Source organism: Desertivirga xinjiangensis, from assembly GCF_024436435.1.
Taxonomy (GTDB): Bacteria; Bacteroidota; Bacteroidia; order Sphingobacteriales; family Sphingobacteriaceae; genus Desertivirga; species Desertivirga xinjiangensis.
Window position 1 is genome coordinate 259328 of the sequence record NZ_JAFMZP010000001.1, and the last position, 21466, is coordinate 280793.

23 protein-coding genes are annotated in these 21466 nt (G+C 42.8%); 11 read left to right on the plus strand and 12 right to left on the minus strand.

The window, feature by feature from the left end:
• Positions 1-98: 98 nt before the first annotated feature.
• From J3P37_RS22990 to J3P37_RS01150, 5 genes are all read right to left on the minus strand, one after another.
• Positions 99-1307, minus strand: coding sequence for a FecR family protein (locus tag J3P37_RS22990; RefSeq protein ID WP_256009146.1), 1209 nt, complete (start codon positions 1305-1307; stop codon positions 99-101).
• Positions 1308-1443: 136 nt separating this feature from the next.
• Positions 1444-2019 (minus strand): RNA polymerase sigma factor, encoded by a 576-nt coding sequence (locus J3P37_RS01135; protein WP_256009147.1) that lies wholly within the window; start codon positions 2017-2019, stop codon positions 1444-1446.
• Positions 2020-2330: 311 nt separating this feature from the next.
• Positions 2331-4040, minus strand: a complete 1710-nt coding sequence (locus J3P37_RS01140) for a sensor histidine kinase (RefSeq protein WP_256009148.1) — start codon at positions 4038-4040, stop codon at positions 2331-2333.
• 195 nt (positions 4041-4235) lie between these two features.
• Complete coding sequence (locus J3P37_RS01145; protein ID WP_256009149.1) at positions 4236-5018, minus strand: SGNH/GDSL hydrolase family protein; 783 nt, start codon at positions 5016-5018, stop codon at positions 4236-4238.
• 249 nt (positions 5019-5267) lie between these two features.
• Entirely contained in the window at positions 5268-6125 is an 858-nt protein-coding gene (locus tag J3P37_RS01150; RefSeq protein WP_256009150.1) for a cyanophycinase, read from the minus strand.
• Positions 6126-6279: 154 nt separating this feature from the next.
• Between J3P37_RS01150 and J3P37_RS01155 the strand changes: the two genes are divergently transcribed.
• The 3 genes from J3P37_RS01155 to J3P37_RS01165 all read left to right on the plus strand — a co-directional run bounded on the left by J3P37_RS01155 (position 6280) and on the right by J3P37_RS01165 (position 8547).
• Positions 6280-6993, plus strand: a complete 714-nt coding sequence (locus J3P37_RS01155) for a YqjF family protein (protein WP_256009151.1) — start codon at positions 6280-6282, stop codon at positions 6991-6993.
• 52 nt (positions 6994-7045) lie between these two features.
• Positions 7046-7738: a DUF421 domain-containing protein gene (locus J3P37_RS01160; RefSeq protein ID WP_256009152.1), complete on the plus strand. Its 693-nt coding sequence runs from the start codon at positions 7046-7048 to the stop codon at positions 7736-7738.
• Between the two features lie 107 nt (positions 7739-7845).
• Positions 7846-8547: a DUF421 domain-containing protein gene (locus J3P37_RS01165; protein WP_256009153.1), complete on the plus strand. Its 702-nt coding sequence runs from the start codon at positions 7846-7848 to the stop codon at positions 8545-8547.
• A gap of 157 nt (positions 8548-8704) precedes the next feature.
• Here the strand turns inward: J3P37_RS01165 and J3P37_RS01170 are convergent, their stop codons facing one another.
• The 5 genes from J3P37_RS01170 to J3P37_RS01190 all read right to left on the minus strand — a co-directional run bounded on the left by J3P37_RS01170 (position 8705) and on the right by J3P37_RS01190 (position 12357).
• Positions 8705-9223, minus strand: coding sequence for a DUF4142 domain-containing protein (locus J3P37_RS01170; RefSeq protein WP_256009154.1), 519 nt, complete (start codon positions 9221-9223; stop codon positions 8705-8707).
• Between the two features lie 212 nt (positions 9224-9435).
• Positions 9436-9717 (minus strand): hypothetical protein, encoded by a 282-nt coding sequence (locus J3P37_RS01175; RefSeq protein WP_256009155.1) that lies wholly within the window; start codon positions 9715-9717, stop codon positions 9436-9438.
• On the minus strand, positions 9710-10090 hold the full coding sequence (locus J3P37_RS01180) for a response regulator (RefSeq protein ID WP_256009156.1): 381 nt from the start codon (positions 10088-10090) through the stop codon (positions 9710-9712). The genes J3P37_RS01175 and J3P37_RS01180 overlap by 8 nt, the downstream gene beginning before the upstream one ends.
• A 240-nt stretch (positions 10091-10330) precedes the next feature.
• A complete protein-coding gene (locus J3P37_RS01185) occupies positions 10331-10981 on the minus strand; it encodes a response regulator transcription factor (RefSeq protein WP_256009157.1) in 651 nt (216 codons plus the stop codon).
• A 149-nt stretch (positions 10982-11130) separates the two neighbouring features.
• Positions 11131-12357: a PAS domain S-box protein gene (locus J3P37_RS01190; protein ID WP_256009158.1), complete on the minus strand. Its 1227-nt coding sequence runs from the start codon at positions 12355-12357 to the stop codon at positions 11131-11133.
• Positions 12358-12578: 221 nt separating this feature from the next.
• On the opposite strand from J3P37_RS01190, the gene J3P37_RS01195 reads away from it, so the two are divergent.
• From J3P37_RS01195 to J3P37_RS01205, 3 genes are read left to right on the plus strand one after another with little or no spacing between them, the layout of a single operon-like run.
• On the plus strand, positions 12579-13520 hold the full coding sequence (locus J3P37_RS01195) for a LiaF transmembrane domain-containing protein (protein WP_256009159.1): 942 nt from the start codon (positions 12579-12581) through the stop codon (positions 13518-13520).
• Positions 13521-13533: 13 nt separating this feature from the next.
• Positions 13534-14574: a sensor histidine kinase gene (locus J3P37_RS01200; RefSeq protein WP_256009160.1), complete on the plus strand. Its 1041-nt coding sequence runs from the start codon at positions 13534-13536 to the stop codon at positions 14572-14574.
• A complete protein-coding gene (locus tag J3P37_RS01205; RefSeq protein WP_256009161.1) occupies positions 14571-15308 on the plus strand; it encodes a LytR/AlgR family response regulator transcription factor in 738 nt (245 codons plus the stop codon). The genes J3P37_RS01200 and J3P37_RS01205 overlap by 4 nt, the downstream gene beginning before the upstream one ends.
• Positions 15309-15450: 142 nt before the next feature.
• Here the strand turns inward: J3P37_RS01205 and J3P37_RS01210 are convergent, their stop codons facing one another.
• Positions 15451-15975, minus strand: a complete 525-nt coding sequence (locus tag J3P37_RS01210) for an NADPH-dependent FMN reductase (protein ID WP_256009162.1) — start codon at positions 15973-15975, stop codon at positions 15451-15453.
• A gap of 172 nt (positions 15976-16147) precedes the next feature.
• Here J3P37_RS01210 and J3P37_RS01215 point away from each other — a divergent pair, with 172 nt between their 5' ends.
• The 5 genes from J3P37_RS01215 (at position 16148) to lepB (ending at position 20886) form a co-directional block, all read left to right on the plus strand.
• The gene (locus J3P37_RS01215; protein WP_256009163.1) at positions 16148-16954 is read left to right on the plus strand and encodes a ParA family protein; all 807 of its coding nucleotides are present in this window, start codon (positions 16148-16150) and stop codon (positions 16952-16954) included.
• Positions 16951-17865, plus strand: a complete 915-nt coding sequence (locus J3P37_RS01220; RefSeq protein WP_256009164.1) for a ParB/RepB/Spo0J family partition protein — start codon at positions 16951-16953, stop codon at positions 17863-17865. The genes J3P37_RS01215 and J3P37_RS01220 overlap by 4 nt, the downstream gene beginning before the upstream one ends.
• Positions 17865-18548 (plus strand): DUF5683 domain-containing protein, encoded by a 684-nt coding sequence (locus tag J3P37_RS01225; RefSeq protein ID WP_256009165.1) that lies wholly within the window; start codon positions 17865-17867, stop codon positions 18546-18548. The genes J3P37_RS01220 and J3P37_RS01225 overlap by 1 nt, the downstream gene beginning before the upstream one ends.
• Before the next feature lie 64 nt (positions 18549-18612).
• Positions 18613-19359, plus strand: a complete 747-nt coding sequence (gene dapB / locus J3P37_RS01230) for a 4-hydroxy-tetrahydrodipicolinate reductase (protein ID WP_256009166.1) — start codon at positions 18613-18615, stop codon at positions 19357-19359.
• A 3-nt stretch (positions 19360-19362) separates the two neighbouring features.
• A complete protein-coding gene (gene lepB / locus J3P37_RS01235) occupies positions 19363-20886 on the plus strand; it encodes a signal peptidase I (RefSeq protein WP_256009167.1) in 1524 nt (507 codons plus the stop codon).
• Between the two features lie 280 nt (positions 20887-21166).
• On the opposite strand, the gene J3P37_RS01240 is transcribed toward lepB, so the two are convergent.
• Positions 21167-21382: a hypothetical protein gene (locus tag J3P37_RS01240; RefSeq protein WP_256009168.1), complete on the minus strand. Its 216-nt coding sequence runs from the start codon at positions 21380-21382 to the stop codon at positions 21167-21169.
• Between the last annotated feature and the right edge of the window lie 84 nt (positions 21383-21466).

Genomic DNA, 21466 nt, shown 5'->3' on the forward strand with positions numbered 1-21466 from the left:
AGCAATAATGAATTTCCTAATGCAGCCTTAGCTGGCTTAGCTGGAAGCGGTGCAACGCTTCCGGCATTTTTGGAAATTTTTTTGGGCATAGTTATTAATTAGTTCATAACTATTATTCTCCTTCCTTTCATTTTGAATTTTATTGTCCCAAGCACCTCCAGGTGCGCCAACAATTCTTCTACAGTCTTTGAGCGATTAAATGTTCCGCCAAATTGCTGACTGCTGATGTTTCCAACAAATTCTACGTCAACATCATACCAGCGAGAAACTTTCTTCATTATACTTTTGATGTCCTCATTGTTAAAGGAGAAGTAACCATTTTTCCATGCCATCACCTCTGTCAGTTTTGGATGAGAAACCGAGATATCATCATTGGCCACTGATGCCTGTTCTCCCGGCTGAAGAACTACTTTTTTACTAAATCCGGAGATTTTAACCGAACCTTCCAATAGGGTGGTTTTAATTTCCGGATCATCATGATAGGCAGCAATATTGAAATGGGTACCCAAAACTTCCACAGTCGTCCTTCCCAGATTGACCTGAAAAGGTCGTTGTTTATCCTTCGCAACTTCAAAATACGCTTCTCCAATTAGTTTTACACTTCTGTTCTTTAATGTAAACCGTGCCGGAAAAGTTAAAACGGAAGCAGAGTTTAACCAAACTTTGGTCCCATCGGGCAAGATCACCTGGTATTCTCCGCCTTTAGGTGTTTCAATGGTATTCATTGACTGAGTTTGATCAATAGAAGCACCGGGCTTGGCTGAAAGGTCGTATATCAGCTGTCCATTTTTGGTTTTTCTGATAGTGACATTTTCCTGCTGTCCGAGTTCTCCCACCCTGGCATCGTCCAAAACAATTCTTTTGCCATCAGCCAAGGTTAAAAATGCATGCTTACCACCTGGAACAACAGGTGATTTATGCCGCAGCTCCGCCATACCAGCTTTATCGGTTTTATTGTTTTTGTTCAGTGATGTTATAAAATAAAAACTTACGGAGATCAATACCACTAATACAGCCGCAACGCGTAACCAGGTCTGCTGGTGCCATCTCAATAAGATTGGGTTATGTTTGTTACCCGGAGCCGTCTTAAATCTGATGTCAGCTTTAATACTTGCGAGAATTCTAGTTGCCTGATCTTCTTTCATTGACGGTCCCTCATCAGGATGCATCAACCTGCTATCAAGATAAACATCAATTTTATCCAGGTCGGTTTGAGTGAGGTAAGTTAATAACTCATCACATTCTACTGCATTGATCGTATTTTCGAAATACTTATCCAGTAAACGATAAAATTTAGTTTTATTCACGTTATCAATTAATATTTGATGAGCTTTTAATTATAGAACACCACTGCTGGTTCATAGGACTAGTCCAATAAGTGAAATATTTTAAAAAAAATACTGATTTAAAGCGTGGCGATCAAAAAAATCACAAAAGATGCTACTATAGCAGCAGTAAGGGTAAAATATAGATGAAATTTGTTTGATTTATCTTAGATTTAATGGTCTTCAATGCCTGCACCAAATGATTTTTGACAGTATTTTTGGAAATATGGAGTTGCTCTGCAATTTCCTTGTGAGACATTCCGTCAACTCTGCTCAATTTAAAAACCAGTTGCTGTTGCTTCGGTAAACTGCTGAGTACTTTTTGAGTAAATCGTTCCATATCGGCAGCCAGAATTTCCTCTTCCGTCTTATTATCTGCTTCTTTTATGCTGATCAATAACTTCTCAAATAAATCAGCCGACTGGTGTATTTTACGAAGTGCATTCAAACACAATCGCTTGGTGATTACATACAGGTAAAGCCACATGTTGCCCCCGGCATCAAGACATTCCTTATTCAACCAAAGTTTAATAAATGTTTCCTGAACTATTTCTTCACTTTGTTCAGCGTCTTTTAAAAAACGAAATGCAAGGCGGTAAACTTTATTACCATAACAGTCATAAATTTTATTAAAGGCAGACTCATTTCCTTTAACTAGCTCTTCTATATCTTTTTTACTTACAGTATCGTGCACAAAAATAACGATCGGGTGATTTCAAGTGTAATGTTATTATTCTAATTTGAAAACCGTAGTTGGCACAAATACGACCAGGGACCTTTGTAATTAAATATCATTTTAAAACAGGCTCACTATTATGCCAGATCTCTATGCTTGAAAGCCAGCAGGTGTCTCATTATCAAATTGTTTAAAACAATATACAAAACAAGAGAAAATTCAATTTTTAAGAAGTGTTAAGATACACTTATTTAGCTGGAAATTCAACTGTTTGACATATAAACGTACGTTTTAGCACCGGAAGGGCGGAGAGCATATGCTATTCCTCACTAATTTCCCTGAGATCTTACCGGGATAGTAAACCAAAATGTGGATCCGCTGCCCGCCTTGGTTTCAACTCCCATTTCTCCCTGGTGTTTTTTAATTATTTCTAAAGAGATATATAACCCGAGGCCTAATCCAGAGCTGGAAAAAGAATTTTCTTCTCCCCTGTAAAACCTGTCAAAGACCCTCTTAACCTTAGATTCGTCTATACCCTGACCGAAATCGCGTACTTCAACTTTCAGAATACCTGCCTTATTAGATGCCCCTATGTATACCTGGGTTGACTTTGGAGAGTACTTAATGGCATTGTCAACCAGATTGATAAGAACCTGTTCAATCCGTATTTTATCCCCGTAAATGATACTTTCTATGTCGCCGAATACTTTTATTGAGTGTGTGGTTCTAAGGGACATCACGGAACTTATACAGTCATCAATAACCTCCTTTAGGCTGAAATGGGTGGAATGATATGTCATTTGCCCGGAAGCGAGCTGGGAGAAATTCAGGAGATCGCCAATCAAACGTATAATTTTGTCTACCTGTGTTACCGCACTAGTGACAAGTTTATAATGCATGAAGTTATCGCTTTTTTGCAGTTCCTTTTCCAATACTTGCAAATAAGCCTTCATGCTTGTTACGGGCGTTTTTAGTTCGTGAGAAGCCACACTCAAAAATTCATCCTTTTTAAAACTTTGCTCCTGGGCAAGTTTCAATAATTCCTGTTTTTCAGTAAACAGGCTGGCATTGTCGAGGGCGATAGCGGCTTGTCTGCTAACTGAAAGAACCAGCTTCTCAGACTCCGCGGTAAAAACGGCAGCTTCTTTATGCCCGAAGAACAAACTCCCCAGAACTACTTTCTCTTTTGAGATAACGGGTACAGCCATATAACTGGTTACAGGTAAATGACCCTTCGGCAATCCGTGATAGGGAGCATTTTTTCCATAGCGGGGGTCTTGCGTTACATCGTCTATACGTACTATGTTTGCTAAAGCAAGCGTCGGGCGAAATATTTCAGTACTTCTGGGCATACCAAAACGTTCGAAGGCCTCTCTCGGAGCACCCGAAATGGTGTAGAACGTCATCGCTTCGCCGGTAGCATTGTGAGTATTATAAAAGAAAGCTCCAAATTCTGCGCCGCACAATTGTGTTGTAGCATCTGTTATTTTTTGCAAGACCGATTGCAGGTCAAGGTCGCCGGTTAAGGATTCTCCAATAGATAATAATATTTCTAAATTCTGTGCTTGTTTTGCTTTTGCTGCTAGTTCCCGTTCTTTGGTCCGGCTATTTTCAATTTCCTGTTGTTTCAACACCTGGTCGGTGATGTCGTTGGTTGTTGTAAGCAAATAATAAGGCTTTCCGTTCTGTCCTCCAACCGGCACGATTTCGAGTTGCCACCATTTCTCCTCCATGCCCTCTTTCTCTCTGGCAGACATATCATACCTGAACGGCGGCATCAAAACAGTTTCATTACTTTCCTGCGCCTTTTTTAAGGCCTTCAATAACAGTTCTCCTCCATTACCGCCTGCTTCCGAAGGGGCGAAGATCTCCCATACGGATTTGCCTGCAATATCTTTTCCAACCAGGTTGGTAGCTATTGCATGTGCATCGTTGTTTGTAACAATGGTAAAGAAAGGAGCATTCGCTTCCACAATAATTCGTGGAACCGGTGAATTGAAAAGGGCTTGAAAAAGTGGGTCAGCAAGTAAATTATTCATAAAGTCCTCTAAGGGCTAAATTACAAAACATATTGACGAATGTTTTACCTGATGTGAGATGAGACAAATTACGTTTAGCTCAGCTCTTTGGAATCAGCTCTTCGGAACTTCCAGTTTCGAAGCCATATCAAAGGAGCTCCGATCCGATAACCGCGCCAGGCGCCTCAGTTTCACTTACTTATCCATCCCACCTACCTAATAACCATACTTTTTTAAAAAAAACAATCTTTTAGCTACTTGCCTAATCCACTCCCTGGCCATAAGTTCGTGGCCGGCAATGGTAGGATGAACCCCGTCCCATACCCAGTATTCTGCTGCTCTGTCTTTAAATGCTTTTTCAAAGACGGATGGGAAGTCTACTAATACGGCGTCAAACTCGGAAGCGAGTTTTTTTACAACAAGCTTTCTCCGCTCTACTTCAGGCTTCCAAATGTCAAATTTGGCTTTAACATTGCCCAGGGGGTAAACAAAAGGCAATCCTAAAACCAGGAGTGTATTATTGTTAAGCGTTCTAACTTGCTGTAATAAATCCCTGTAGCCACTTTCAAATTGTTCAGTCGTTTTCGCACTCTCCGGCTTATTTACCATTGCACCCACGTCGTTTATGCCAACGAGCAAACTAAGAACATCCGGCTTTAAGTCCAGCGTATCTGTTTGCCACCGGGCCTGAAGGTCGGGGACTTTGTTGCCGCTGATGCCTCTGTTGAAAAATGAAAAAGCATTCTTAGGGAAATCAGCGGCGATACGGCTGGCAATCAGGTTAGCATATCCATGTCCCATAATATGATTAGGGTCATTGTTTCTTCCTCGATTGCCATCAGTAATTGAATCTCCCTGAAACAGAAATCGTAAGTTCTTTTCGGGTAAATGCAGGTTTTCGGAAGTTGAGCTGGTGGCATACGCATTTTCTGCATCCAATATGCTTGCTACCATAAGGAGCGAACCAAGCTGTAAAAATTTTCGGCGTGTAGTGTTCATAATGAATTTGAGGTATAGATTTGATTTATGTAGTAGACCTTATCAAACCTAGAGGTTTTGTTTGGGTTTACAAAACGTTAACACCTACTTGCGCTGATTAAACTTGTCCCTTAAATCTTATATCTGAAGTCATTATTGGTTTTGACGAACCTTATTCAGAGCGTTAGAAATTCCAAAGAGCAGTAGAGCAGACAATTTTCGAAGAGTAGAGTTTTGACGGCAGTCAAACCGGAGTTAAGTTACTGGCGCTTAGATGTGCGGCGGGTTGATTTGAGGGATTATGAAGGTGTTTTCTTTGGAGAGAATGTCGATCTTCAGGCCCTGGATGGAAAGAGGAGTTTCGGTGCCGAAGTTCAGGATATTTGAGTTGACGATATCCCTGCCGTCGAGAACGATGATCACACCACTGCCGCAGATCTCTGCTTCGAGGCCGTTTCTTACAATCAGCGCTGTGTTTTCTTCTATACCGATGCCAATGGAGGTGGGATTGGTAGCAATCACCTGGGCCATCCTTACCATACGGCTGCGGTCAACAAAGTGAGTGTCAATGCACACATCTTTAAGGAATTCAAGCCCCATCGTAACTTTAACTTCACCACTTATCTGCTGCACTTTCTCATTGCCGGCATAGATCATCGGGGTTGACAGGGCCATAGCACCGGCACTTGTACCGCCAATAACAAAGTGCTCTTTGATATACCTTTGCTTAAGTAAGAACAACATTTCCGTACCCCCGTAAATGGTAGTGAGCTTCAGCTGATCTCCCCCTGTAAAAAATACCGCGTCAGCTTTGTTCAGACGATCTATAAGCGATGGGTCTTTCCTGACATCACCTCTTTCGTTATGGTGGATATGATTGATCTCTTTTACCCCAAGCGAATCAAAAACAGGTACGTAATCCTTGAATAGCTCATCTCCTTCGTTGCTGGCAGTGGTTATTATTTCTAAAATGGATTTTTCTTTTTTAATCGCCGAAACGAAAGCAGACAGAACTTCTGCCGGGTCAGAGGTTTCATTCTTAGATTTCTGTGTCTTATCCTCTTTCCCACCGATAATTACGAGTGTTCCTTTAGGAACCGGACATTCATTAACTGGTTTTGTCTTCATAATAGTGTTAGTTCTGTTAGAGATACAAGCGGCGGTTTTGTTTTGATTTCCGAATTATGGAATACCGTAATTATTCGCGTGGGTTTACGGTAAATACCTGATAAAATATCGGCAAGAACAGAACTATAGACAGGCTGTTGTGTTTTTAATGATCATGAATCCTGTGTTTCTTTCTGCAGAGTGGCTTAAGATACTGTTTGTAAATTACAGGGTGCCTGAAGATATCTTAGCGCCTTATATTCCCCGGGGAACTAAACTGGATCTGTTTGACGGTGAATGCCTGGTTAGCCTGGCAGGATTTCAGTTCCTGAATACGAGGCTTTCAGGAATACCCTTACCTTTTCATCAGTATTTTGAGGAGTTCAATCTGCGGTTCTACGTGGTTAGGGAGGAAAATCACACCAGGAAAAGAGGAGTAGTGTTTATCAGTGAATTTGTAAATAAGTCCTTTTTTAAAGCGCTGGCTAACACTGTGATGAGGGAGAAGTACGCCAGTCTGCCCATGAAGCATACCTGCATTACAAGCAAGGAGCGTCTTAAAGCTGATTACGGTTTTAAGTGTAAAAATCGATGGAATTCTGCTTCTGTGCTGAGCGAAAGGTTTGCAGAGGATATCTTGCCAGGTAGTCTGGATGAATTTATCGCCGAACACTATTGGGGATATAATAAGTGGTATGCCGGGAGGACTCTGGAATACAAACTCGATCACCCCCGCTGGAAGCGTTACAAGGTTTTATCCTTTCATACCGCTATTCGTTTTGAAGACGTTTATCCGAAAAGCTTTGTCCCGTATTTATACGCTAAGGCACATTCGGTGCAATTTATTGAAGGTTCGCCGGTAAGGTTAAGCCCCTCAAATTTGATGTAATACTTGATCTGTCAATGTTTTTGTAAAAAGTTGATAAATAAAATTTTGCCAAATGGATAAAAAAGATATAAAGTTAGGTGATATAGAGCGCATCCTTTTTGGCGAGGCACCGCCCGAGTTTTTGCTGGAAGTTTTGATTCGTACACTCGTGGTCTTCCTGGCTTTATTAGTGTTCCTCCGTTTGATCGGCAAGCGGATGGGAGGTGTGTTAACCATTTCGGAGCTTGCAGTTATGCTAACCCTCGGTGCAATATTGTCGGTTCCGATGCAGATGCCAGACAGGGGGATACTTCAGGGAATTGTGATTTTGATTTTTGTACTTCTTGTGCAACGAGGTTTGAACCTTCTGGAATTCAAGCATAAGAAAGTCGAAAAGTTAACACAAGGAGATATCACCGTGCTTGTTGAGGATGGGATGCTTAACCTGAAAAACATGAAGCGTTCAAGGATCTCGAAACAGCAGGTGTTTTCAGAACTTCGAAAAAATGAAATTTACAACCTGGGAACGGTTAAAAGGATGTACCATGAAGCCTGCGGGTTGTTTAGTATTTACCGCTATGATGAGGAGCGGCCGGGCTTATCTGTTTTCCCTCCTGCAGACGCTTCTAAATATGATTCCATGCAAAAGAATGGTCAAAGTGATTTAATGACTTGTTGTCTTTGCGGCTATACCAAAAGCGACCCGGACGAAGCGGACCATTGCAAATCGTGTGATGGTAATGAGTGGGCAAAAGCTATTATATAAACTTTGACAAGCCCTTGTGACAAGCACTTTTGATAAGCTTTTGTGATAAGCTTTTGATAAACTCGTGATAAGCTCTTGAAAAGTGCTCAATAAATTTAAAAAACCTGATGAAAAAATATTTGATTCACCTGGAAGACTGGCAGCGTATTGTGTTTGGTGAGGCTCCGCCAACGTTCTTTTTTGAGATACTGATCCGTACGCTCATCATCATAGCTATTTTACTGGTATCCATGCGGCTGATGGGGCGCCGGATGGCCTCTCAGTTAAGCCGGATTGAAATGGCTGCGATGGTCTCCCTTGCTGGGGCTATAGGGGTGCCAATACAGGTTCCCGACAGGGGAATACTCCCGGCAGTGGTTATCGCTATTGTAGTAGTATCAGTAGAACGCCTGATCTCCTATTTTGCTTCCAGAAACCAAAAATTCGAACAGGTGACACAGGATGATGTGGATATTTTGCTGGAAGATTCGGTGCTTAAGATGGATGCTATGCAGCGGACAAGGATCACACGCGACCGGTTGTTTGCGCAGCTTCGTTCAGAGGGTATTAAACACCTTGGCAGCGTTAGCCGTGTTTATATGGAGGCAAACGGTTTTTTTAGTGTCGTTAGAAGGGAAGATGTCAGGGAAGAGGTTAAACCTGGGGTCTGTATCCTTCCTCCCTGGGATGAGGAGTTTGTGAGGGAACTGAAAGTGGCAGATTTTACTGTTTGTATGGTATGCGGCAAGCCTGAAGAGCATGGTAGCAAGTGCCCGAATTGTGGCGGGGAGGAGTTTGAAAAGGCTGTTATAGAGGAGAGAGAAGAGTGATTTTAACGATTTCAAGTTAGCGGTCTTAGCACACGCGGCACGCGTGCGCTGGCAAGCGTTTTTATTTGCATGCTGGCGCACGCGTGCCGCGTGTGTCAAAACTGTTCTGGAAGGTTAAGCAGCCGTAGCGCTTTGACCCAGGACTGGTGTTCTAGCACTAGGGTGTTACTGTAACTTTCAATTCCTGTGCTTCTTCAAGGTGCGCTTTAAGCACCGGAAGTTTCTCCCTGGCAAAATCCCTTAGATCGGCATCATTAACTTCTTTAGAGGCCATGTCAAACAGGTTTACCTGTTCCTGATGAGACTTTACCATAAGATCGGCAAAAGCCATATCGAAGGCGGGGCCCGTAAGCGGCGTCAACACGTTAAACTGTTGTTGATGATTGGCCATCAACTGCATGGACACCGAAAGGTTTTTGGCAGAAGCCAATGTAGCTAGCTCGGCACCTGCGGCGGTATGATCGGTGACCATATGTTGTCCGTAGTTCTTAACTTCCTGGTGAGATCCTTGCTCGATCGCAAGCTGCCCTGCCTGGATCTCCAGCATGTTGCCGCTCGACGCTTGTGTCACAAACATTTGTCTGTCCATACTGAAATCGTCATCATCATCGTCCTTGCACGATTGAACCAGGATGCTGCCCGCAAGCAACATCACTGCAATACTCCATTTTTTCATTTTGTAGATTTTAGATTTATAAACAGGGACTATGAAAAAACCTTGCCAGCGATGAAGTGAACCCTGCAAAAAAGCGGGTTTAAGAAGGTTGTAGTTGGCCGCAGCTTAAAAAAACCTGATTTGAGTGTTGAAAGAAGCCTGCAAGTGTTGAATAAAGGGCACTTCTGTTACTTAAACTATCCACTTGTGTCTTTAGCTAATATAAAATTTAGCTAAAGACACATAATCTCCATGCGGTATAAGCCCTTGAAGCTTCGGTACCAGTTAATCGCTTTGAGCATTTCTTCGGTTTCTCTGAAGCTGGCGCTAACGTTTTCAAAAATAAAGACAAAACGTTCGGCAATGCCATAAAGAGTACCGGCTGAAAGAAAGTACACGTTATTCCGGTCTTTCACTGAAACTTTAATGCGCATCCCGGTTTCGCACTGGCAGATGAAATCAACATCGGGGATATCCCTGTAACTGAGTAAAAGATAATTTTCCTCTCTACGCATAATCGATCTGCTTTTTGTCTAAACAGGTATTAATCGTTTGAACGAGGATAGACAGATCAAATGGCTTGGCAATAAAGCTGTCGCAACCATAGTTGCCGAGTGACTCAAATACCTGGGGATAGGCGGAAATAATTATGACAGGCAGATGTTTTGAAGCCGGATGGGATTTTATCTGGTGACAATATTCTCCTCCGTTTATATCATCCAGAAGGTAGTCGAGCAAGATAATATCAGGTTTATATTCTTCTATCGTTTTCATGATATTGTAGGTCCTACCCAAAGTTTTTACATCGAAGTGCTCATAGCTAAGGGCAGCTTCAATCACTTCCAAAACAGATATGTCGTCATCCACGACTAAAATTCTCTTTGCCATAGCGTTGTTTATTGATAGATGAATGGTTTATTATTTAAGCGGGTGTTTCGTTTTGGGGCATGCAGCTGCCCGAAAGCAAGCGGCAAAATTTGGCTTATTGGTCTTCATATGGTATAGATTTGAAAAGCAAAGATAGCTACTTAAAAACAGGGTGTAAAGGGGATAAATACGGGAAATTGTAAGGAGAAGTACCGGGTACTTGCTCACATAGCAGCCAGGTTGCGATTACCTGCTTGCTCTTTACTGAATAATTCGTTTCTGCATGGCAATACGAATCAAGGTAGCAGTATTGTTAGCACCAGTTTTTTCCAATAAGCTTTGGCGGTAGCCTTCAACTGTCCTCTTGCTGGTGAACAGCTTTTCGCCGATCTCGCTGTTTGTAAGGCCTTCAGCTATTAGTTTCAGAACTTCAGATTCCCTTTGGGAAATCTCGAAAGTTAACTCGTCAGACCTTTCCGGCTTGGGATCAGTATTGGGTACCAGGCCCATGGATCGCATAGAAATTTCGGAGCAGATATAATAATTACCGGCCATCACGTGTTTAATCGCAAAGATCAGCTCTTCTTCACTCGCCTTTTTCAGCAGGTAACCGCTTGCTCCGTATAAGAATGCTTGTTGTACATAATTGTCCTGATCCAGCATGGAAAGGATGATGATTTTACAGGTGGGTTTAACTTTTTTAAGTTCCTGGATTAGCAGGATGCCATCCAGGTCGGGCATGTTGACATCCGAAAGTATAATATCAGCCTGTAATCCGGTCGAGATCTTCTCGAGGGTCTCCTTTCCCGTTGAAGCTTCTGCTATTACTTCAATCTCAGGATCTCTTTCCAGGAGCGCTTTTATCCCATTCCTGACAATGATATGGTCCTCGGCTAATATTACTTTAATCAAAATTCGGAATAATTAGGGTGTTCTTAATTTAAAGGAACAAATATCTTCTTAAAAAGATTGCGGGGCCTACGTATAAATACGCAATTGAGTTGCGACAAGTGCGTTTTTTTCAAAATCTGTATTTGCTTGTGGAGTTTTTGCACAGAGTGTTACGATCTTTCTATGGTATTTATTTCCTGGCTGATCTGCTTTACAACGTAGTCCAGCTCGCGGGAACAAATACCGATCATAGCGTTTAGTTCTTTTATCTGTTCGTCGTGGTTAGTGGTTTGGCATAATTCTACCAGCCCTAAGATAGATGCGACGGGCTTCCTGAGGGCATGCGAGTGGGTCCAGGCCAGTTTCCTAAGTGCCTCGTTTTGCCTGGCGAACTTGTTTTCCCTAGCTTTCCGGTCCGTGATGATGTTTTGAATGGAGATATATTGCTCAATAACTCCGTTTTCGTTATAAACCGGCGAGATGCTTATTTCCACCCAATACTGATGCCCACTTTTGGTGTAATTTATAATTTCAATAACAGGAAATTCGTTTCTTTGCAAACTCTCCATTAGATAGGCCTGCGTGGAGGGATCGGTGTCAGGGCCATGAAGGAAATCAGGTGTTCTCCCTATGACTTCAGTCAAGCTATACCCGGTAAAGTTTTCAAATGCCTGGTTGACCCAGGCGATCATTCCATAGGGATCAGTGATAACTACCATGTTGTTAATCCTGGCCACCACTTCCGCCAGCTTTCGTTTTTCTTCGAGTGAAGTGCTTATGATATGCATGTTCTCTTGCAGTTGCTCCCTCAGATCCTTTTCTGTTTGAAAGGCGTGTTGCAGCTTCTGTTCTTGTAAAATCGTTGCGGTGATATCAACAGGCATAACCATTACGGCTTCCCTGCCTTTGAAATGAAATTTATAGGAGGTGATCAAAACGGTGATGGTCTCACCATTCTTTTTTATGTGCTGCCGAGAGGTCGATTCGTGATATGAGTGACTGGTGCCTTTTAGCGGTTCATCCGACAAGCGGTGGTCGCCGGCCGTCATCTGTGTAAACTCTTTGCGCGAATAACCGTAAGCATGAATTGCAGCATCATTTACACCAATGAATTCTAAGGTTTGTTGGTCGTATATCCAGAGAGGGGTAGGATTAGAGTAAAACAGGCTTTTATATTCTTTCTCTGATTGGCTTAATTGTTTTTGCTGCCGTTGAGCTCCAAAATACAACAATGCGCCGGTAAAAAGGACAAAGAAAACTCCTTTGCCTGCCTGTAAAACAGCGGGTTTGAAGCCGGTAGACTCCGCGAGCCATGTCACCAGCTGATCACTGGTTAATATCCAGCATATACCAATAAAGATATACAGATATACATATTTAAGCGGGCTCTTAATCACGATGGAAAAAGTGTAAAGAATTTAATCAATACGTAAAAACTTATGAACAGGTTACAAAGGTATATTTAGGAAATACTTAAGGTATATTAATATCTACAACTAATCCCCTCTAAGTGTTTTACCGGCGAAAAACCGGCGTTCACCGGGTTTTGGCTCCTTCATGCCTAATTGCTATTGTTAGCTAAGCAAAGTCCGTATACATTTGGGTTTAAATTTCGGACATGAACAAAAATGAACATATGAAGCGAGCGCGATCAGGGAAAAAGTGGGTAGGGATTATTTTTTTATTTATTGGTTTCATTATGTTGTCGAGGCAGTTAGGTGTTTTTGTACCTGACTGGGTGATCAGCTGGCCAATGGCGCTGATTGTGATCGGACTCATCACAGGGAGCAAGCACCGGTTTAGAAACCCCGGCTCATTTATTTTATTACTGGTGGGCGGTATATTTCTCCTCGATGAAATTTTCGAAAATATAGAACTCAATGATTTTGCCTGGCCACTGGTGATCATGGCCATCGGCTTGTATCTTATAGTGGGTAAAAGACATCACAATTTCAAGCCTGTTAACGGAGGCCCTAAGGGTCAGCACAAGGCCGACCAGCAGGAATGGGACAAGCGCGTGTATGACGACAAGGATGACACGATGAGCATTAACGCCGAACCTAAAGCTTCGGATGAGGGAAGGGCATTTGATTTTGAACAGGCTGATACTGAAAATGTAACTGGTGATGCGACTGGAAATACTACCGGGAAATCAGATCATGATGATCAACATGATCGTTATAAAGGTTATACGGGTTATGAAGGGTATCCAGGACCGGAAGATTACCTGGATACGGTATCAGTATTTGGCGGCGTGAAGAAAAACATCGTTTCCAAAAACTTCCGCGGAGGCGAAATAACAACCATCATGGGCGGGGCAGAAATTAACCTGATCCAGTCGGATATACATGGAACAGTGATATTAGACGTTACCCAGCTTTTCGGAGGTACAAAGATCATTGTTCCTCAGCAATGGAAGATATCAGCCGAAATGGTTGCTTTATTTGGGGGGATTGAAGACAGGCGGCCTGTAATGCCCGGAGCCATCCCCTCGGATGAGAAGGTGTTGGTTATAAAGGGAACTTCCATTTTTGGAGGAATTGATATCCGGAGTTACTAAATAAAGAAGAACAGTGGCTGCATCTCCTTTTTCTTCGTACAGGGTAATCGGTGTTTACGCAACAGCCTGGCTGGTGTGGATGTCAATGCATGCGGCAACCCTGTATTGGCTGGGATTTGGTTGGGAGATTGCCCTGGCGGATGCGCTGATCTCAGGGGGAACTTTGATACTGGCCTCCTTAATAGTGAGTAATACGCTGCGGTTCTATCAGCCGGGCCGGGGGCGGTACATAAACATCGCTGCCTGGTGTATCCTGCTATCGGCGATGTCGGTTTTTATCAGCCGTTTTTGTTTGCTGTACCTGTTTAAAGGCGACGCTGCTTATTACGGAGTATTTGAAAAGTCGATCATCATCCGGTTTTGTGTAGGTTTTCTTCTTATAGGCGGAATTGCATTACTAAGTATGCTCTGGTATACCTTACAGGATCAGAAAGATAATGAACGTCGTAAAACGGATGCAGAACGATTGGCCCGCGAAGCTGAACTATACAACTTACGCCAGCAACTACAGCCTCATTTCCTGTTTAACAGCCTGAACTCCATCAGTGCATTGATAGGCCGGAGGCCTGAAGAAGCTCGTACAATGATCTATCAGCTTTCAGATTTTTTGAGAGGTACTCTTAAAAAGGAAGAAAATGAATTTGTAAGCCTGGCGGATGAGCTTGCACATCTGCAGCTGTATCTTGATATAGAGCGTGTAAGGTTTGGACACCGGCTTGCCACGGAAGTGTCGAAGGAGGATGGCTGCGATGTTATGAAACTGCCGGCAATGCTTCTTCAGCCCATCGTGGAAAATGCCATTAAATTCGGCTTGTATGATACCACGGGCCAGGTAGTTATTACTGTTTCTGCTAAATGTATTAAAGGTTATTTGGTGCTTGAAATACGAAATCCTTATGACGCAAGTACTATCCGCCCTCACAGCGGGACGGGATTTGGACTTGCTGGTATCAGGAGGAGGTTGTATCTTTTATTTGCACGCACAGATCTGATTGAAACTAATGGAGAAAGTGGTATTTTTACTACTTCTGTAAAAATACCTCAGCTAATATGACAAGGGCAATTCTAATCGACGACGAGCCGCTGGCCAGGGAGGTTCTGAAGGAATACCTGGAGGACTTTCCGGAGATACAAGTGGTAGCAGAATGCGGCGACGGTTTCGAAGGGGTGAAGGCGATCGCCCTGCATCAACCAGACTTAATCTTCCTGGATATCCAGATGCCTAAGATCTCCGGGTTCGAAATGCTCGAACTGATCGATCCCCGTCCCGCAGTTGTTTTTACATCTGCTTTTGATGAATATGCGATCAAAGCCTTTGAAGCTTATGCTGTTGATTATCTGTTGAAGCCTTTCGGCAGGGAGCGTTTCAGGAAGGCGTTTGAGAGGTGGCTGCAACAAAAGAACCTGGTTGAAGTGAAACAGCAGGTAGAAGCATTGCTCGAAACTTCTAGTCCGGCTCAGATTGAAAGGATCGTGGTTAAGTCGGGCAGCACCATAAAAATTATCCCGGTGGCAGATGTTCTTTATCTGGAGGCCTACGATGATTACGTAAAGATCCATACTGCCGGCGGCGTCTTTTTAAAGAATAGAACCATGCAGTTCTTTGAAAAGAGCCTGAATGCCGGTCAGTTTGTGCGGGTACACCGTTCGTTTATTGTGCAGGTGGCGCAGATTACGGGATTAAGCCCGTATGAAAAGGACTCTTACAAGGTTGCTTTAAAGGTTGGGGAAAGTCTTCCGGTAAGTAAAACCGGGTATGGGAAGTTAAAGCAGTTGTTACAGATTTAGAGTAGTGGTGTCGTCGGTTCGGAGAACCTACGATAGGGCTTCGGAAATGCAATTTCCGAAGAGCAGGGAGAGCATGGTTCATTATTCATTATTCATTATTCATAACTCATAATTCAACTCTCGTATTTCAACACCCCCTCCATCAAAACTCTTTAAATTTCTCGATCTGCTGGTTCGTAAATTTCAGCGTATCGGGCTGAAACAGGTTCCCGTCTTCATCAAACTCTTTATGGATTGCGGGGATATGGATGCGGAGGGGCATTACGTAGAGGTTAACATAGTGGCAAACTCCTGTAAAATGTTCAACGCCTCTTATGTTGCCGTATTTTCCGGTGGATACTCCTACCAGGGCTGCTTTTTTACCGCTGAAGCTTTCAGGATATTTGCAGGCATCAACAAAGAGTTTCAAGATGCCGGGATAGCTGCCGTTATATTCAGGGATGATAAATAGGAACTTGTTGGTTGCTGATACCAGCTCCTGTATCGGTTCCCAGCTTGCCAGCTTGTGTTTCTCGTACATTTCAGGATGTATCAAACCTTCAGGAAGGTCGGCAAGCGACAGTATTTCAGAGACATCGCCGGAGCTAGCAAGCTTGCGCTGGTAGTATTCCGCTAGCTTTAAGGTATAGCTTCCTGGTCTGTTCGTACTCGCAATAATTGTAGTCATTTGTGGATAATATGTTCAAAACGCCCAGAGGGTGCCTCAGATTATTTATATAAAGTTTGTATCTTAGTCGATTGTTAAAAAGCTTTCAGAATAGCAAAAATAGCAATTTATTCAGCTAAAATTGTTCAAGAATGCGGCTGAATAAGGGTTCGTTTAAAATTAGAGATAAGGAATGAGTAAGATTATCGCGTTAGCCAACCAAAAGGGCGGAGTTGGAAAAACCACATCATCCATCAATCTTGCAGCCAGTCTGGCTGTGCTTGAATTTCGCACTTTGCTGGTTGATGCAGATCCGCAGGCCAATTCAACCTCCGGTATAGGCTTCGATCCGCGGACGATAAAGGAAAGCATCTATGAGTGTATCATAAATGAGGTTGATCCAAGGGAGGCAATTCAAAAAACAGATACTCCAAACCTCGACCTGTTACCCGCTCATATTGATCTGGTGGGTGCCGAGATCGAGATGATCAACCTGACTGACCGGGAATATAAGATGCGTGCTGTTTTGAATAAGGTGAAGGATGATTATGATTTTATAATTATAGATTGCTCTCCATCTTTGGGTTTAATTACCATTAATGCATTAACGGCAGCCAACTCGGTTATCATCCCGGTACAGTGCGAATACTTTGCGCTGGAGGGATTAGGGAAATTATTAAACACAATTAAGATCGTTCAAAGCCGTTTAAATACTGATCTGGAAGTCGAGGGTATCTTATTAACCATGTATGATGTGCGTTTGCGCTTATCAAACCAGGTGGTTGAAGAGGTGAAAACCCATTTTCAGGATCTTGTATTTGATACGATCATTCAGCGGAATACCCGTTTAAGTGAGGCTCCGAGCTTCGGTGTGTCGGTGATCATGCATGATGCTAATTGTAAAGGATCAATCAACTATTTAAATTTAGCCAGGGAGATCATTCGTAAGAATGGATTGGTGAAAGAAGACGAAAGCAATAAAGAGGTAGTTAATTCATGACGACGTACCAGAAAAAAACAGGATTAGGAAGAGGGTTAAGTGCGTTGTTGGATGACTCGGAAAATGTTCAGACAGCAGTAGCTCCAAGGCCACAGGCTCAAAAAGAAAGTTCCGTATCTCCTGGCAATATCAGCCATATTAATGTAAATCAGGTTGAAGTAAATCCATTTCAACCAAGAACCGAGTTTGATCAGGAAGCTTTAAGAGAACTTTCGGAGTCTATAAAACTTCAGGGTTTAATTCAGCCGATCACCGTAAGAAAGGTTGGTGATAACTCTTTTCAGTTGATCTCCGGAGAGAGAAGGTTAAGGGCGTCTAAGCTGGCCGGTGTTACTGAGATCCCGGCATATATCCGCACAGCTAACGACCAGCAGATGCTGGAGATGGCCCTTATTGAAAATATTCAGCGTGAAAACCTTAACTCCATAGAAGTTGCTTTGAGTTTTCAGCGTATGATCGATGAGTGTAACCTGAAACAGGAAGAGCTGGGCGACAGGGTAAGTAAGAACCGTTCAACGGTGACAAATTATTTACGGCTTTTGAAGCTTCCCCCGGCAATTCAGGCTTCTATCAGGGATGCCCAGATCACTATGGGACATGCCAAAGCTATTTTAGGTCTGGAAGATGTGGATAAGCAGCTGTTTGTTCACGATGAAATTATTAAGCTAGGACTATCAGTGCGTAAGGCTGAAGAGCTGGTTCGAGAGATCCAGCAATTTGGACTCAAGAAAAACACCCCGGCGAAAAATGAAAGTGTGTCTTTCCAATATCAAAAGATACAGGATGATCTTGCTTCAAAGTTTGCCACCCGGGTAAAACTAAAGGTGCAGGGTAAAGGGAAAGGCGCAATAGAGATTCCGTTTATGTCGGAAGAAGATTTGAGCCGCATTCTCGAACTATTAGACTGGTAATGTATACTCTACGTATAATTCTGTTTTTGATAGCTTTTGGTTACCTGCCTGTTTTTGCACAAACAGACCCGAAGGTAGTTAAGGTGGATTCGGCAATGTCAAATCCTGATCTAAAAACAGATTCAGCATTTTTACCGAAGAAAGATACGACCGTTAAGGTAAATGCTGTAAAAAAAGTAGAGGCTAAACCAGCTGTGGTTAAAGATTCTGCGCGACTGGCTTTAGAGCGCCTGCCCAGGCAAGCAGTGATGCGGTCGGCAATTTTGCCAGGCTTAGGGCAAATAAAGAATGGCCGATGGTGGAAAGTTCCTATCATTTATGGTGGTTTTGTGAGTTTGGCACTGGCTATTGACTTTAACCAAAGGTATTATAGGGATATCCTGAGCGAACTTCAGCACCGGCGAACCAACAATGGTGAGAAGCTTAATCCCGATTATGAGCCGTTTGAAGAACAGGCTTTAATTTCAGCTAAAGATTTTTACAGGCGAAACCGCGATCTGAGTATCCTGGGATGCGGCGCCTTATATGCTATCAACCTGATCGACGCGTATGTTGATGCGAAGTTCTTCAGGTTTGATGTTAGTGATGATCTGGCTATAAAAGTATATCCATCCGTACAGCCACAGGTTTCTTATGCGTATATTTCGCCGATGCCGGTGATAAAACTAAAATTGTCTTTATGAGAGCCATTGAATTTCAGGAGAAAGCCTCATATTTAATGACTCAAACTTCATATCAGCTCATACAATGAAATTAGCCCTTTTAGGTTATGGAAAAATGGGCCGCATTATTGAAAAATTTGCAATAGATCGCGGTCACGAAATCGTTCTTAAAATTGACGAAAATACCCTTGGACAATTAACAGTAGAAAATCTTAAGAAGGCTGACGCCGCCATAGACTTCAGCACTCCGCATTCCGTACTTAATAATATCAGTAAGTGTTTTGAGGCTGACCTGCCGGTTGTAGTGGGAACTACAGGCTGGTATGATGAACTGGAATCTGTTAAGAATACTTGCGAAAGTGGTAACAAAACTTTGCTCTATGGCTCTAACTTCAGTATCGGTGTTAATGTCTTTTTCATGGTGAACAAAGTTTTGGCGAAGATCATGAACAAGTATTCGCAGTATGATGTGCTGGTGGAGGAGATTCATCACACACACAAACTTGATTCGCCAAGCGGAACGGCCATTACCATTGCAGAGGGGATACTGGAAGGATTGGATAGCAAAAAGGAGTGGGTAAATGACCTGGTAGGCGAAGGTGAAGATGTTGTTGCAAAACCTGAGCAGCTGCTTATTGAGTCGCACCGGATTGAAGAAGTTCCCGGAACTCATACGGTGATCTATAGTTCGGAAGTGGATGATATTGAATTCAAACATACCGCGCATAGCCGGGCGGGCTTTGCCCTGGGTGCGGTATTGGCAGCTGAATGGTTACAAGATAAAAAAGGCTTTTACTCAGTAAAAGATATGTTCGATTTTAATATAAACTAATTAATGACATCAGAAAACGGATGGCTGGTATACCTGGTGCCTGTACTGGCATTGTACTTTGCCGGGTTATGGAAATTATTTGAAAAGGCCGGCAGAAAGGGCTGGGAAGCGCTGGTCCCTTTTTATAACGTATACATTATGATCAAGCTTACAGGAAGACCATCCTGGTGGCTGATCTTGTTCTTTATTCCGGTGATCAATGTGATCGCAGGAATTGCCTTGATGCTGGATTTTGCGAAGAGCTTTGGAAAGTTTGGTTTTTGGGAGCATGCAGGGACCATTATATTCCCGTTTGTAATGTTTCCGCTATGGGGATTTGATAAGGACACCCGTTACTTAGGTCTTTCGGCCACTGAAGAGTTCAGAAAAGCGAACCCATATAAGAAGGGTGCCGGTAGGGAATGGGCTGACGCCATTGTGTTTGCAGTAGTTGCGGCTACTTTAATCCGTAGCTTTTTACTGGAAGCTTATACAATACCTACCGGGTCGATGGAAAAATCCTTACTGATAGGCGATTTTTTATTCGTGAGTAAGGTAAATTACGGTGGTCGTGTTCCAATGACACCGGTTGCTTTTCCTTTTGCCCACCATACCATGCCGCTTACAGGTACTAAAGCTTACTGGGATGGCGTACAGCTAAAATATCGCAGGTTGCCTGGACTCGAGGAGATCGAAAGAGGCGATGTTGTGGTGTTTAACTATCCGGAGGGAGACACTGTTGTACTGGAGACTCAGGCAGAGGCAAGTTATTACCAGCTGGTGCGGCAAATGGGCAGGGATGCTGTGCGCTCAAATCCAAACTTTACGATTGTTGAACGTCCGGTTGATAAACGCGAGAATTATATAAAACGTTGCGTGGCTATTGCCGGTGATACTGTAAAAATCGTTAATGCACAGGTCTTTGTTAACGGTAAAGCCGCAGAGAACCCTGTTGAAGGGCAGAAAATGCACTACGTTAAGTCCAACGGCACCGATTTTAACCCGCAAACGCTGCAGGATATGAACATAAGTTTCAGCCAGGTAAGTGCAGATGAGTATCATTTTAACATGACTGCTGCCCAGGCGGCGGATATCAGGAAGTGGGCTAATGTGAAGGAGGTAATTCCTTTGATAAAGCTTGAAGGTGATTACGATCCTTCAGTTTTTCCTCAAAATCCGAATTTTAAATGGAACCAGGATAATTTTGGTCCACTGATCATTCCGAAAAAGGGCTGGACTGTTAAGCTCGATAGTATGACCATCCCTGTATATAAACGGGCGATCCAGGTTTACGAAGGAAATACTGTGGAAGAAAAAGGCGGTCAGCTGATCATTAATGGCAAGGCTTCCGCCAGCTATACCTTTAGAATGGATTATTTCTGGATGATGGGAGACAACAGGGATAACTCGCTTGATTCACGGTTCTGGGGTTTTGTGCCACAGGATCATATCGTTGGAAAGGCTTTATTTATCTGGATGAGCCTTGATGAAAATGGCAGTTTCTTGAGTAAGGTTCGCTGGAACCGCTTGTTTAAAGGGATTCATTAAGGGTTTATATTAATAACGGCCGGATAAACCGGCCGTTACATCTACCTATGAAAAACTTATCCTTTGCAGGATAAAATCTTAATGTCTTTTTTGCGCGGACACACAGTGACCAGCGATGATGATGCGGTCGTTATGCCGAATTTATTTCGGCACCTCTTGAACGAAGTGTAGAAGTCGTACTTAGACAAGAGATCCTGAAACAAGTTCAGGATGACAAGACCCTTGCTATCGCATGCGTGCTAAGAAACTAATTTCAAAACAACCTCTTTCAATATAATCTTTAAACATCCTTCGGTGCTTTCTTTATCGGATGTACTGGTTGCTCGCTTTCTTCTTTAACTTTTGCGGGGCTTTTAAAAGCAGGATCTTTTTTCTTGTATTTCTTATCTCCTGGTTTTAAAACAGCCTCTTCATCGTTTTCAGGATGCTTAATATGTTTGCGTTCAGAATCTTTAGGTTCCAGTTCTTCAGGTTCGTTACTTTGGTTATTAATCATTGGTTTAATAGTATAACAGTTGCTCTTTTAAATTGTTTTCCCACTAGTTAATTTATTCGTTCCTAGGTGGTGCGTTCTGGTAGT